Below are 14986 nucleotides of genomic sequence, written 5' to 3'. Positions count from 1 at the left end.
TTGAGTGCCAAGTTAGACAGAATAGGTGCAGACCTTGAAAAAGCCCGTAAGAAACGGGCAGAATGGGATGCTAAGGTGAAAGACCTGGAACGCAGATACCGTGAGGAGGAAAATTCCGAAATCCATGAGATGGTTCATGCTGCGAACCTGAATCCCGAACAGCTTTCCGAGCTGCTCCGTATGTTTGCTGCGGATATGGCTCCGAAGCCTGATACGATCAATACTATGAATGAGGAGGAAACGCAGAATGAGATTTAAGAAAATTGGAGCCGCATTGCTGGCGTGTGCAATGTGTTTTGGCGTGTTTTCTACAACGGCATTTGCCTATGTAGATGAAAGCGTAGCGACTGAAGAACCTGCGGTCGAAGAAAAAGTTCCCGAAACAGAGCCGGAGGAGCCGATGCTACCGCTTACTCCCGACGGCAATCTGACTTTGGTTGATGACGCTGGCTCGCCTACGAAAAGCGGAAAGCAGTTCATTACCGCTGTAACCAAAAACGGAAACTACTTCTATATCATCATTGACCGTGATGATAAGGGCGAGGAAACCGTGCATTTTCTGAATCAGGTGGATGAAGCCGACCTGCTCAAGCTGATGGACGAGGAAGAAGTTGCAGAGTTCACCAAGCCGGTTGAGGAAACAAAGCCGGAAGTAGTTGAAACAGTTCCTGAAATTACAGAACCGACACCGGAGGAAAAGCCGAAATCCACAAATATGCTCCCGGCGATTCTTACTCTGATTGTGCTTGCCTGTGGTGGTGGATTCTTCGTATTTAAGAAAGTCCAGGAAAAGAAGAAGGCACAGGAAGCGGCAAAGCCTGACCCAGATGCTGATTATGTGGACGATGACGAGGACTATGGGTACGATCCGGAGTTTGAGGACGACGATGAAGATAGCTCCGTCGATGAAGATGATAATGAACCTGTGTAAACAGGATAGGCTTGATGCCTGGGGCAGCCTTCGGGTTGCCTTTACATAGTTTCCGCTTTCAAAAAATAAAAAAATTTGCGTTTTTGAAAGTGACATCTTGCATATACTATTAGCAGACAGTATAATAAGTACAGCGAAGCGGTTTCGAGAAATGAAAAAACTTCAATTTTTGAAAGCGGGTGACTATATGAAAACAATCACGAGAGCAAAATATCTCGATAGAATCATTGAACTGAATGGTACTCCTGACATCAAGATCATCACGGGCATTCGTCGATCTGGTAAGTCCAAATTGATGCAGGCGTATATTGCGTATCTGAAAAGCAATTTTGAAAACATCAATATTATCTTCATCGACTTCATGGATTTGGCGTATGAAGAAATCAAGGAATACCATGCCTTACACGCCTATGTGGAAGAACATTATCAGGAAGGAAAAACGAACTACCTGTTTGTAGACGAGGTTCAGATGTGTCCCAAGTTTGAGTTGGCAATCAATAGCCTGTACTCTAAGGGAAAATACGACATCTATGTAACAGGCTCTAATGCTTTCCTGTTGAGTGCAGATCTGGCAACTCTGTTTACCGGACGCTATATTGAAATTCATGTGTTTCCTTTCAGCTTCCAGGAATATTGCCAGTATTATGATGATATTAGTGACAAAGATAAGCTCTTTGATGAGTACGCTATCAAGGGCGGTTTAGCAGGTTCCTATGCTTATAGAACCGAAAAAGACAGAACAAACTATATCAAAGAGGTCTACGAAACGATTGTTACAAGGGATTTGGTACAGAAATATACTCTCCCGGACACTTTGGTTTTACAACGTCTGAGCGAGTTCCTTATGGATAATATCAGCAACCTGACTTCTCCGAATAAGGTCAGTCAGCTACTGACAGCAAATGAGACTCCAACCAATCATGTAACCGTCGGCAAGTACATTAAGTATTTGTGCAATGCTTTTGTATTTTATGATATTAAGAGATATGACATCCGAGGTAAGAAATACCTTGAAAGCTCTGAAAAGTTCTATTTGTGTGACAGCGGTATTCGATATGCAATACTGGGAAGCAGAAATATAGACTATGGCAGAGTATATGAAAACGTTGTTTGTATCGAGCTTCTTCGCCGTGGATATGATGTCTATGTCGGCAAGCTCTATCAAAAGGAAATCGACTTTGTTGCTCAGAGAGGTAGCGAAAAGATTTATATTCAGGTCAGCGACAACATTTCCGGGCAGGAAACATTTGAGAGAGAATGCTCTCCTCTGCTTCAGATTCGAGACGCTTATCCGAAAATGATTATTGCCAGAACCAAACATCCCCAATATAGCTATGAAGGAATCGAAATTCACGATATAGCCGATTGGTTGCTACAAGAATAAGCAAGGTGAAATATCTCCGTCATTCTCTTTTGAAATGATGGAGATATTTTTATTATGACGGAGATTGTAGAACAGAAAATTGTATCAGGTTGCAAAAATCCTTTCCGAACTTTTTACATAGCAGTCATGCACTACGGTGTGTGGCTGCTTATTTTTTTGTGAAAGGAGCAGATGCAAATGAAATTAGTTTTGGCTGAAAAGCCTTCGGTTGCACAGAGTATTGCCAAAGTGTTAGGTGCTGCCAAGCGTGAGGATGGCTACTTAGAGGGAAACGGATATGTGGTCAGCTGGTGTGTAGGGCATTTGGTGGAGCTGGCACAGCCGGAAGTCTATGATGCGAAGTACAGCAAATGGGCTTATGCAGACCTTCCTATCTTCCCGATGGACTGGCAGTATGAGGTTTCTGCCGGTACGAAAAAACAGTTTGGGATTCTGAAAAAGCTCATGGCCAGAGAAGATGTTGCGAGTCTTGTGTGTGCAACAGATGCCGGTCGTGAGGGCGAGCTGATCTTTCGGTTGGTGTACCACAAAGCCGGGTGCAGAAAGCCGTTTGAGCGGCTTTGGATTTCCTCGATGGAAGATGTAGCAATCAAGGAGGGCTTTGAAAATCTCAGGTCTGGAACGGAATATGATGCTTTGTATGAAGCAGCACTGTGTCGAGAACGAGCCGACTGGATTGTTGGTATTAACGCTACTCGACTTTTTTCGACCCTTTACGGGCAGACCCTGAATGTTGGTCGTGTTATGACCCCTACCCTTGCTATGGCTGTTATGCGAGAAGCTGCCATTTCCGCATTCAAGCCTGAACTGTTCTACACAGTTCAGATTGGATTGGATGGTTTTACGGCTGCAAGCGAACGCTTCAAAACCAAGGCAGCAGCCGAAGCTGTCAAACAAAGCTGTTCGGTGGCAATCGTTCAGAAAGCTGAATGTAAGGAGAAAACAGAAAAGCCGCCTGCGCTCTATGACCTGACCAGTTTACAGAGAGAAGCCAACCGTGTGCTTGGCTACACGGCACAGCAGACCTTGGACTACACGCAGAACCTCTATGAAAAGAAACTGGTCACTTATCCCCGTACCGACAGCAGGTTTCTGACGGAAGATATGGCACATAGCCTGACCGACCTCGTAAAGCTGGCTTTCCACACATTCCCCGTGGAGGATGTGGATAACATACCAGTTCATGCAGAGCAGGTTGTGAATAACAAAAAGGTCACAGATCACCATGCCATCATTCCGACCAGAGAATTGCAGAAATGCAATCTGAGCGAACTTCCCAAGGGTGAACTTGCAATTTTGCAACTGATCTCGAATCGGTTGTGCGTAGCTGTTGGCGATCCGCACCGATACGCAGAGACAGTTATTGAGCTGGACTGTGGCGGTACCGTGTTTTCCACCAAAGGCAAAACTGTTGTGCAGGATGGATGGAAAGCTCTGGTTCAGAAAAATGATTCGACAAAATCCGACGAAAACGTGCAGACACTCCCTTCTGTTTCCGTTGGTGACGAAATGACCGTCAGCGGCACGGAAATCAAGGAAGGGAAAACATCTCCCCCTAAACACTTTACCGAGGATACTCTGCTTTCTGCTATGGAAACTGCCGGTGCGGACGAAATGCCTGATGAGGTGGAGCGCAAAGGTTTGGGAACGCCTGCGACCCGTGCCGGTATCATTGAGAAGCTGGTTCGCATCGGTTTTCTGGAGCGTAAGGGTGATAAGAAAACCAAACACCTGATTCCGACCCACAAGGGTACGGCTCTGGTAACAGTCATGCCGGAACAGATTCAGTCCCCATCCATGACGGCGGATTGGGAAGAAAAATTGTTGCTCATTGAGAAAGGCGAATATGCCAGCGAGGACTTTATGGACGAGATCAAAGATGTGATTGCCGGTCTGATTCAGAACTATGAAGTAATCCGTGATTCCGAGGTTATGATGTCGAAAGAAGCCAATTCTATCGGCAAATGCCCGCTCTGCGGCAGTGCTGTAGAGGACAAAGCCAAGGCATTTTTCTGTTCCAACAGAGCTTGCAAATTTGCCCTCTGGAAAAACAATCGCTACTTTGCGAGCATCGGCAAGAGCATGACTTCTGCCACGGCGCAGAAATTGCTTGGTTCCGGCAAGGTAAAGCTCAAGAATTGCAAGTCCGAAAGAACGGGCAACACCTTTGATGCCACCGTCTTTATGGAGGTATCAGATGATGGCAAAACGAAGTTCAGTATGGAATTTGAAAATGGAGGAAAGCGCAAATGACAAATGAGTACAACCCGGATGGTAAGGAAATCCGATTTATCGACAGCCATTATAAGGATTTGTTTCATATCCCCGATGGCAGCTGTGTGCAGATTCACTACCCGGATGAAATGGTTGTGAAGCCCTGCACCTTCATTGACGAGTATCATACGCAGATCGGATACAATGTGTTTCATATCTGCCAGTTTGCAGAAATTATGGAGCGCAACGGCGCAAGCTATATGCCGGAGCCTGAGATTATGGGCGATGAAGCCGCATGGAAGGTCGGAAAGGATAGAATCCTTGCGGTGCAGACCTGCGAAGATGGTTACGACTACACCCTGTTGGATGAAAACTACAACGAGATTGATGGCGGTCAGGTTGATAACCCTGAACTGTCCATGCTCGAAGTCCGCCGGGATATTCTGGAATCCTTCGGGCTGGAGCGCCGGGAACTGCGGGCAATGTTCTATGAGGATGTCATGGAGCAGGCTTTTGAAGTCGGCAGACAGGCGGTGGTGGTCAATGACCCTATCGCTGAGCTTGCTTTTAAGCTCGACCGTTTTGCAGAGAACTTCGACCCCTATGAATATATGGATCAGGTCGATGATGTGCAGGCGCATATCCAAGAAATCAAGGCAGATCTTGCCGCTGGTAATACGGCTCCGTATCGTGAGTTCCTGAATACAGCCATTGAAGAAGCCCGTGAGGAAACTGCGGTTGAGGTTGCCAAAGTGCTGAAAAGTCAGCTGGATAAGCTCGACTCTCCGAAGCGTGAGTCGGTCATGGAAAAACTGGCACAGGCTGCAGAAAAAGCTGCGCCTGCCAGTCCCTCTCCCAAACGCAAAGAGCCTGAACGATAAGGAGGACACGGATATGAAAAACGAAAAATGGGATGATGTTCACGGAAATACCACCCCGGATGACAGAATGGTTGCTTTTCTGGAAAGCCCCACGGATTCCTATGCGATTCTTCAGCTGCGGGAAGATGTAGACGATAATATCCCGCTCATGTTTGCAAATTACAGCTACCTTCAGAAGAAAGAAATGGAGCCTGAGATTGACCGTTACGAGGTGGTCTATCATGGCTCCATTTCTATGTCCGAGGATGTGAATCGGCAGCTGGAAGATTTGTATGTAAAGTTCAATATTGACCACCCGGATGATTTCCGTGGTCACAGTATGTCGGTCAGCGACATCGTAGCCTTAAAGGTAGTCGGTGAGGTATCCTTTCACTATGTAGATTCTGTTGGGTTTCAGAAGCTGGAAAACTTTATGAAGTCCGAAAACTACCTGAAAAACGCAGAGATGGCAATGGAAGATGATTATGGGATGATTGACGGTATCATCAATAACGGAAAAGCGTCCGGATTAGAGGAACGTCCTTCGGTGTTGGAGCAGTTAAAGGAAAAGCCCGTGCCGGATGTTTCCCATAAGCCGCCCAAGAGCCACCCGGAAAGGGAGATTGAATGATGGATTTCACACAGGATGAGCGGAACATGATGATGCTTTACAGCCCTGGCACAAGGTCAGGGCTGTGTGAAGCACTGACACTGATGAAGGAACAGCTTTCGGAGGACGAGTCAGAGCTTTTTGCTTTGGCAGACTCGGTTCTCCGTAAAGTTTCAGCCATGGACGATGCCGCCTTTGAGAAGCTGAACCTTTATCCGGATTGATAGGATTGGAGGGATACAATGAACGCAAAAGAGCGATTTTATTCCGGATTAGCAAAAGAAACGATTGGGAAAATCACCTCGAACACAGATAACTGGACTTCGTTTTTGAGAACGATGTCCCGCAACTATGAGTTCACCTATCCGGAACAGGTGATGATTTATGCTCAGCGCCCCAATGCGACCTTTTGCAAGCCCTATGAGGACTGGAACGCTGAAAATTACCGCAGATATGTAAAGCGTGGCTCTACCGGCATTGCTCTGTTTGTGATGAACAGGGATAAACCGTATCTGCGCTATGTGTTTGATGTGGCGGATACCGGCGTTCGCCGTTCTTCCCCGGAACTGAAACCGTGGGAGGTGACGCCTGAAAACCGCTCCTATGTCATGGAAGCGATGGAGCGTACCTTCGGTGTTGCCGCTGACGGGGTACTGGAAGCACAGCTTGAAGATATTGCATCCGCACTGGCGGCTGAGTATTGGGACGATTACAAAAAGCAGTTCCTCGACATCGTTGCCAACAGCTTCCTTGAGGAGTATGATGAACTCAACATCGAAGTAGCTTTCAAAAATGCGGTGGCAAACAGCGTATCCTATACGATGTATTGCCGGTTCGTGGAAAGTCCCGACAACTACTTCGAGCATGAGGATTTCCAGAAGGTGTTTGATTTTAACACCAGACAGACGGTAAATGCCCTTGGTACTGCGGTGAATGCCATCAGCACAAGGATGTTTCAGGAAATCGAAAAAGCGATTGGAGAACATGAGCAGATTAAAGCTACCGAAAGGAGTACAGATTATGAGCGAGATGACTTACAGACAGGCCGGAGATTATCAGATTCCGAACCTTCAGTTGGAGAACGAGGGAGAGAAACCTCTGGGCAAGTACGGCAGGATGCGTCGAGCATTTTTGGAACAGAACAATCCGATGCTCCTGAACGACATGATTCTGACGGAGAGCCTGTTCCCGCACCTGTGGGAGATCGAGGAAACAGCGAAAGCCAGAGTGGAGTTTCTGATGGAGCAGTACCTGAAGGACAGCCCCGCACCGGACAAGGAAACGCAGCAGATGGCGTGGGTGCAGCACATGAACAGCCTGAAAGCACAGGCGGAGGAAGTCGTGATGACGGAGCTTATCAACAGCTGAGTCTGAACCTTTTCCTCTCCGAAAATGAACAAATCAGTTTTATCGACCGAGCAGAGAGCTTTACGCCCTCTGCTTTTTCTTTTGCCCAGGAAGAAATCGACCACTTCCTTCTGCTTGGTAGCAATACCGATGAAGCCCGAAAAGTCGTAGCGCTGGAATATATGAAGCAGAAGCCGTTGGAAGAAATCGTTCAGACCTTAAAGCAGGTCTATCACGGCGGCTATGGTCTGAAAGAAGATAGCGGGAATATCTGTGCGTGGTATGCCGAGGACGGTATCCACCTTGCCAAAGGTTCCTCTGCCATTGACAGCCCCAGAGCGCAGATCGTTTCTTGGGAAACGGTTGCCGAGCGCATTGGAGAACTGCTTGAAAATGGTCGGTTCGCAACTAATGTGGAACTGGTAGAAGCATCCGGATATGAGCGTCAGAAGTTGGCAGAATCCCTGTGGCATCTTTATCACGATTTGAGTGAAGAAGCCCGTTCCAGCAACTATCTGGCAATTCTTCATCAGGAACCGTTTCGTGGTTTCCCTGACGAAACCGCAGACTTGGCTGAAAAGTTGGATGACCCTCGTTTCCACGCAACCTTGGTACAGCAGTATTCGGAATTTAGAAAAACCCTTGCGGAAAATCCCGATCTGCTTCGTTTTCACTATCACAAGCTGAATCTCATTCAGAAACAGCTGTATGAGTTGAATATGCCTTTGCGTGAGTATCAGACCGATATGATGCAGATGCCCCTTGTCCGCCAGTTCATTACGGATGATGAAGTCAATGCAGACTTGACCCGTGGAAGCGGCTTTTCCGGTGGTAAAGCCCGTATTTATAACTACTGGCAGGAGAATCATTCTGCCAAGGAAAAGATGGACTTCCTGAAGCATGAATACGGAACCGGTGGTCATTCCCATGCCTGCTCTGGTGCAACGCACAGCGGTCAGGATCACGATGCCAAGGGTGTTGCTTACACCAAGAGCGGTTGCGATAAATTGCAGATGTCCTGGGCGCAGGTGGTGCAGAGAATCGACGGTCTGATACGAAAGGGACGCTACCTCAGCCCGGAGGAAGAAGCGGAACGACAGGCTATCGAAGAAGCTAAAACTGATCCGTTGGAAGATGTTTATGACCGTTTCGCAGTGATTGATACCGAGGATGGCGAGTATGCGATCTGGGATAATCAGACCGATGACTACTATGTAGACCCGGAAGGCGTTACGGAATACTTCACGGACGAATGGCTTGCCAATGACTATTTGGAGGAAGTTCGTCAGTCCGTAGCTGCGATGGAGTCGGTTCAGCCAGAAGCGCCTGTGGCAGAGCCTGCCGAAGTTGTGGAAGCATCTGCTTCCGAGGAACCGAAATGGAATTATCAGGTCGGTGACACGGTATATCTGGACGATACAGCTTTCCGTGTGGAGCAGATCACGGACAGAGAAGTTCAGCTGCGTGACCCTACGCTTGCTTATCCCATCTTCCGTGCCGAGAATCGTGAGAATTTCGAGCGTATGCTCTCTCAGGACGAAAGAAACCATGCGGTAAGGGTTGATGCCCAAACCGAAGAAAAGCCCGTTACAGAGGATTTTCTGGGCAAAACCGAACCGAGGGACTACACCCCTGAGTATCAGCTGTTAGACCGTCTGCGTATGGACTGCGAATACTTCCTTGGTGCAGGACAGCACAGCGAAAAGCATCTGTGGGCAGGCAACCGCCATGCACAGATTGCCAAGATGCGTGAGCTGTATGAAATGATTCCCGACAAACCAGAATGGCTGACACCTGAGATGATTAACAGCTACGAGGAGCGCATGGCTCCCCGCTATCTGGTTGCCGCCTACCATCACTTTGAAAACGGCTTCGATGATAAACTGGACTACTACACTCTGGAAGAAGCGGAAAAAGCTGCCCAGGGCTATGTGGACGGAACCATGGAGGATGACGGATTCAAGTACGATGGTGCTGCCGTTTACGATCAGCAGGAGCATAAGTGCATCCGTATCTATGGGGACTACCCTGACGAAAAGGCACACGCACAGGTCAGAGCCAGTGCGGAACCCGAACAGCAGGAACCGGAACACTTCATCGATCATTTTTATGTTGCCGAGGACATTCAGAAGCGGGGTGCGCTGGACATCAAGGAATACAGTTCCTTTGATGATGCCCTGCGAGCCTACTATGCACTTCCTGACACGCAGAGAAAAGCCCTGGGTGCAATGAATACCAGAGATCTGCCGGGTAGTCTGGACTTCGTACAGTGCGTAGATGGAAAGGACACCATCATTCAGGATTATGCCCAGGTGGACGGATGGCAGAATGCCGAAGTCATGGACATTATCGCTCAGCTTGAGCAGTCCATCACCACCAGAGAAATCCCACCTGTTCCTGCGGTGAACTTCCACATCACGGATGACAACATCGGTGAAGGTGGACCGAAGCAGAAATTCGCAAGAAACATCGCAGCCATTGAAACTCTGTTCAAACTGGAAAGCGAGAACAGGAACGCCACTACCGAAGAACAGGAGATTTTGTCGAATTATGTCGGTTGGGGCGGTCTGGCAGATGCCTTTGACCCGGACAAGGGAAATTGGGCGAAGGAGTATCAGACACTGAAAAACCTGCTTTCCGAAGATGAATATGCTGCGGCAAGAGCTTCCACCCTGAACGCACATTACACCAGCCCTACGGTCATTCGCTCCATCTACGATGCGGTCGGACAGATGGGCTTTGAAACAGGAAATATTCTGGAGCCTGCTATGGGTATCGGCAACTTCTTTGGTATGCTCCCTCCTGAAATGCAGAGCAGCCGTTTGTATGGTGTGGAACTGGATTCCATCACCGGCAGAATTGCTCAGAAGCTCTATCCCAACGCAGAAATCAAAGTAGCCGGTTTTGAAATGACAGACCGCCGAGACTTTTACGATCTGGCTGTGGGTAATGTCCCTTTCGGCAACTACAAAGTGTCCGACAAGCCGTATGACAAGCTGGGATTCTCCATTCACAACTATTTCTTTGCCAAGGCTTTGGATCAGGTTCGTCCCGGTGGTGTGGTCGCTTTTGTGACAAGCCGTTACACCATGGATTCCAAGAACTCTGACGCAAGGCGATATATGGCGCAGAGGGCGGAACTGCTTGGTGCAATCCGTCTGCCAAACGATGCCTTTAAGAAAAACGCAGGCACGGAAGTCGTGTCCGACATCCTGTTCCTGCAAAAGCGTGACCATCCGATTGACATTGTACCGGAATGGGTAAACCTTGACCGCACCGAAGAAGGACACACCATGAACAGCTACTTTGTCGCTCATCCTGAAATGGTTCTGGGCGATACGGTGGAAGAAAGTACCGCCTACGGCATGGACATTACAGTGCGTCCCATTGAGGGCATGGAACTGTCCGAACTTCTGAAAGAAGCAGTTTCCCACATCCAAGGAACCTATCAGGCTGTGGAGCTTCCCGAAGCTGACAAGGGTAAGGAAATCGAAACCATTCCTGCAACCCCGGATGTAAAGAATTTCTCTTATACCGTGGTGGATGGCAATGTGTACTTCCGTGAAAACTCCCTGATGCGCCGTGTAGACCTGAATGAGAAAGCAAAAGACCGTGTGATGGGCATGGTGGAACTTCGTGGTATCGTCAACGAGCTGATCGAATATCAGCTTGAGGATTACCCGGATGAAATGATTACTCAGAAACAGGCAGAACTGAATGATGCCTACGATGCGTTTGCCGCAAAGAACGGGCTTATCAATAATCGAGCCAATGGTCAGGCATTTGCTGACGATTCCTCCTACTATCTCCTGTGTTCTCTGGAAAATGTGGATGAGGACGGCAATCTGAAAAGCAAGGCGGATATGTTCACCAAGCGAACCATCAAGCCGGAACGCAGAGTGACGAGCGTGGATACGCCGTCCGAAGCTCTGGCAATCTCTATCGGTGAGCGTGGCAAGGTGGATTTGCCGTTTATGGCACAGCTGCTTGGAACACCTGGAGAATACGATGCGATTCAGGCAGAGCTTCGAGGGGTGATCTTCAAAGACCCGATGGCTCCCGATGCTGTGGAAGTTGGATGGCAGACTGCCGATGATTACCTTTCCGGTGATGTAAGAAGCAAGCTGCGTGTCGCACAGATGGCGGCAGACAGGGATTCTTCCTTCCACATCAATGTGGAAGCCTTGCAGAAAGCACAGCCGAAGGACTTGGATGCGTCCGAGATTGATGTGCGTTTGGGTGCAACATGGATTGATGCCGATTATATTCAGCAGTTCATGGAGGAAACCTTTGAAACGCCGTATTACTTGCGCCGTTCCATTGAGGTCAAGTTCTCCGAGCTGACCGCAGAGTGGCGCATCAACGGTAAGAGTTCTCCCAACTACAACGATGTGGCGGCGTATGTCACCTACGGTACAGAGCGAGCCAACGCATATCGGATTCTGGAGGAAACGCTGAATCTGAAGGATATTCGTATCTATGATACGATTGAAGATGCAGATGGTAAGCAGAAGCGTGTCCTCAATAAAAAAGAAACTACCCTGGCACAGCAGAAACAGCAGGCAATCAAGGATGCGTTCCGAGATTGGATTTGGAGAGATCCGCACAGACGAGAAACCCTTTCCACCAAGTACAACGAACTTTTTAACTCCACCAGACCTCGTGAGTATGATGGCTCTCATATCCGTTTCGGCGGCATGAACCCGGATATTACCCTCCGTGAACACCAGAGAAATGCTATCGCTCATGTGCTATATGGTGGAAATACGCTGCTTGCACACGAAGTTGGTGCGGGCAAGACCTTCGAGATGGCTGCATCGGCTATGGAGAGTAAACGGCTTGGATTGAGCCAGAAATCCCTGTTCGTTGTGCCGAATCACTTGACCTTACAGTGGGCAAACGAGTTCCTGCACCTCTATCCGAGTGCCAAGCTCCTTGTTGCCACCAAGAAGGATTTTGAAACAGCAAACCGTAAGAAGTTCTGCGCTCGTATCGCAACGGGTGACTATGATGCAGTCATCATCGGTCACAGCCAGTTTGAAAAAATCCCGCTTTCTGCCGAACGACAGGAACGGCAGCTGCGGGAGCAGATTGATGAGATCGAGGGTGCGATTGCGGAGCTGAAATGGCAGCGTGGCGAAAACTTCACGATCAAGCAGATGGAGAAAACACGAAAATCATTGGAAGCCAGACTGGACAAGCTCCTTGCCGCTGACAAGAAAGATGATGTCATTACCTTTGAGCAGTTGGGTGTAGACCGGCTGTTTGTGGACGAAAGCCATGCGTTCAAGAATTTGTTCCTCTACACAAAAATGCGAAATGTGGCAGGTCTGTCCACCTCCGAAGCCCAGAAATCTTCGGATATGTTTATGAAGTGCCGCTATATGGATGAGCTGACCGGCGGGCGTGGTGTGATCTTTGCAACCGGTACTCCAGTAAGTAACTCGATGACCGAGCTTTATACGGTCATGCGCTATCTCCAGTACAGTACGCTCCAGCAAAAGAACCTGACCCATTTTGATTCCTGGGCATCGACCTTCGGAGAAACAACAACTGCGATTGAGCTTGCACCGGAGGGAACCGGCTATCGTGCCAGAACCCGATTTGCGAAGTTCTTCAACCTGCCTGAACTGATGAATATGTTCAAGGAGGTTGCCGACATCAAGACCTCTGACCAGTTGCATCTCCCTGTTCCCGAAGCAAAGTTTGAAACGGTTGTGGTTCAGCCCTCTGAGTACCAGAAGGATATGGTGGCTTCCCTTTCAGAGAGAGCAGCAGATGTTCATGCCGGTATTGTAGACCCGTCCGTCGATAATATGCTCAAGATTACCAGCGACGGACGAAAATTGGGACTGGATCAGCGGCTAATGAACACCCTGTTACCCGATGACCCTGACAGCAAGCTCAATGCCTGCGTGGGAAATATCCTGCGTATCTGGCAGGACGGTCAGGCTGACAAATTGACCCAGTTGGTGTTCTGCGACCTTAGCACACCGAAAAATGATGGAACCTTCAATGTCTATGATGATGTCAAAACCAAGCTGATTGCAAACGGTGTGCCTGCGGAAGAAGTTGCCTTTATCCATGATGCAGATACCGAGGCAAAGAAAAAAGACCTCTTTGCCAAGGTTCGTACCGGGCAGGTGCGAGTGCTTCTTGGCAGTACGCAAAAGATGGGTGCAGGAACCAACGTCCAGGACAAATTGGTGGCAGTTCACCACTTGGATGTGGGTTGGCGTCCGTCTGATATGACCCAGAGAAACGGTCGTATCATCCGTCAGGGCAACCGGAACAAAGAGGTTCAGGTGTATCAGTATGTGACCGAGGGAACCTTCGATGCCTACCTGTATCAGACCTTGGAAAACAAGCAGAAGTTTATTTCTCAGATTATGACCTCCAAATCACCGGTTCGCTCCTGTGACGATGTGGATGAGCAGGCGCTGTCCTATGCGGAGATCAAGGCGCTGTGTGCCGGCAATCCGCTTATCAAGGAAAAGATGGACTTGGACATTGATGTGGCAAGGCTGAAGGTGCTGAAAGCTGACCACCAGAGCCAGCAGTACCGTATGGAAGATAAGCTTCTGAAATACTTCCCGGCTGAGATTGAAAAGCAGACAGGCTATATTCATGGCTTTGAAGCTGATATTAAAACCGTGGAAGCACACCCGCAGATTGCCGATGGCTTTTGCGGCATGGAAATCATGGGCAAAGCCTACACCGAAAAGGCAGATGCCGGTGAAATCCTCCTTGCGGCTTGTAAGGACACGAAAAGTGCCGATCCGGTTCCTCTTGGCAGTTACCGTGGCTTTCAGATGGAGCTTTCGTTTGACAGTTTCCGGAACGAGTTCGATGTGACCCTGAAGGGCGCTGTGAGCCACAGAGTAGCCCTTGGAACGGACGCACGAGGAAATATCACCCGACTGGACAATGCCCTTGCAGGCATCCTTGAGCGCTTAGAACGAGCCAATGAGCAGTTGAATAATCTCTACAATCAGCAGGAAGCAGCCAAGGCGGAGGTTGGAAAACCGTTCCCGCAGGAAGCAGAGCTGACAGCCAAAAGTCAGCGACTGGCAGAACTGGATGCAGCCCTGAATATGGAGGACTCTGTGGAAAATCGTGACGAAAGAAGCGAGTCAGAGCGTCCTTCTGTGTTGGCTGATCTGAAATCCAAAGCGGAGCATATCCCGCCTGCAAAATACTCTGAAACCCGTGAGGAGGTGTTGTAATGGCAAAGCGAGATCAGGATGTTCATTTCCTTGCATCCAAGGAGGAGGTCGAGCGAATCCATGAGAAGATGGACGAGCTTGGCATCCGCAGCATGGGAGCCTATCTGCGGAAAATGGCTCTGGATGGTTACTGTATCAGACTGGATTTGCAGGATGTGAAAGCCCTGGTTTCGCTCCTGCGAATCTGCTCCAACAACCTGAACCAGTACGCAAAGCGAGCGAACGAAACAGGCAGCATCTATCGTGCTGACATTGAGGATTTGCAAAAACGGCTGGAGGAGATCTGGACGGACATGAGAGAAGTTCTTGTTCGCCTGTCCTCAATCCAGTAATCCGACAACTTGTTGGGAAGTCGCAGTTTCGGCTGCGGCTTTTACATAAGGGTTGACATCATTGCGTTATGGCAGATACCCT

9 protein-coding genes are annotated in these 14986 nt (G+C 48.8%); all 9 read left to right on the top strand.

Translation table 11 applies throughout. The features are described from left to right. The 9 genes from PG418_RS11985 (at window position 1) to PG418_RS11945 (ending at window position 14904) form a co-directional block, all read left to right on the top strand. Window positions 1–258: a DUF4315 family protein gene (locus tag PG418_RS11985; protein WP_002304378.1), complete on the top strand. Its 258-nt coding sequence runs from the start codon at window positions 1–3 to the stop codon at window positions 256–258. After that, a complete protein-coding gene (locus PG418_RS11980; RefSeq protein ID WP_002578950.1) occupies window positions 248–931 on the top strand; it encodes a DUF4366 domain-containing protein in 684 nt (227 codons plus the stop codon). The genes PG418_RS11985 and PG418_RS11980 overlap by 11 nt, the downstream gene beginning before the upstream one ends. A 151-nt stretch (window positions 932–1082) precedes the next feature. After that, complete coding sequence (locus PG418_RS11975; protein ID WP_002304383.1) at window positions 1083–2315, top strand: ATP-binding protein; 1233 nt, start codon at window positions 1083–1085, stop codon at window positions 2313–2315. A gap of 177 nt (window positions 2316–2492) precedes the next feature. Continuing rightward, window positions 2493–4568: a DNA topoisomerase 3 gene (locus PG418_RS11970; protein ID WP_002578949.1), complete on the top strand. Its 2076-nt coding sequence runs from the start codon at window positions 2493–2495 to the stop codon at window positions 4566–4568. Continuing rightward, entirely contained in the window at window positions 4565–5410 is an 846-nt protein-coding gene (locus PG418_RS11965) for an LPD16 domain-containing protein (protein ID WP_002304387.1), read from the top strand. Before PG418_RS11970 ends, PG418_RS11965 begins: the two co-directional genes overlap by 4 nt. Window positions 5411–5423: 13 nt before the next feature. Continuing rightward, entirely contained in the window at window positions 5424–6020 is a 597-nt protein-coding gene (locus PG418_RS11960; RefSeq protein WP_002304389.1) for a YodL domain-containing protein, read from the top strand. Further along, a complete protein-coding gene (locus PG418_RS11955; protein WP_002578948.1) occupies window positions 6017–6223 on the top strand; it encodes a transposon-transfer assisting family protein in 207 nt (68 codons plus the stop codon). The genes PG418_RS11960 and PG418_RS11955 overlap by 4 nt, the downstream gene beginning before the upstream one ends. 18 nt (window positions 6224–6241) lie before the next feature. Beyond that, entirely contained in the window at window positions 6242–14572 is an 8331-nt protein-coding gene (locus PG418_RS11950; protein WP_498837448.1) for a helicase-like domain-containing protein, read from the top strand. Further along, window positions 14572–14904 carry a plasmid mobilization protein gene (locus tag PG418_RS11945; RefSeq protein ID WP_002578947.1) on the top strand — a complete coding sequence of 111 codons (333 nt, stop codon included), beginning with the start codon at window positions 14572–14574 and terminating at the stop codon, window positions 14902–14904. Before PG418_RS11950 ends, PG418_RS11945 begins: the two co-directional genes overlap by 1 nt. The last annotated feature ends 82 nt before the right edge of the window (window positions 14905–14986 follow it).

Source organism: Bariatricus sp. TF06-38A (genome assembly GCF_027690675.1).
In the GTDB taxonomy this organism is placed as follows: Bacteria; Bacillota; Clostridia; order Lachnospirales; family Lachnospiraceae; genus Allocoprococcus; species Allocoprococcus comes.
The sequence above is the reverse complement of the archived record's forward strand: the minus strand, read 5'-3'. Positions and strand labels throughout refer to the sequence as shown.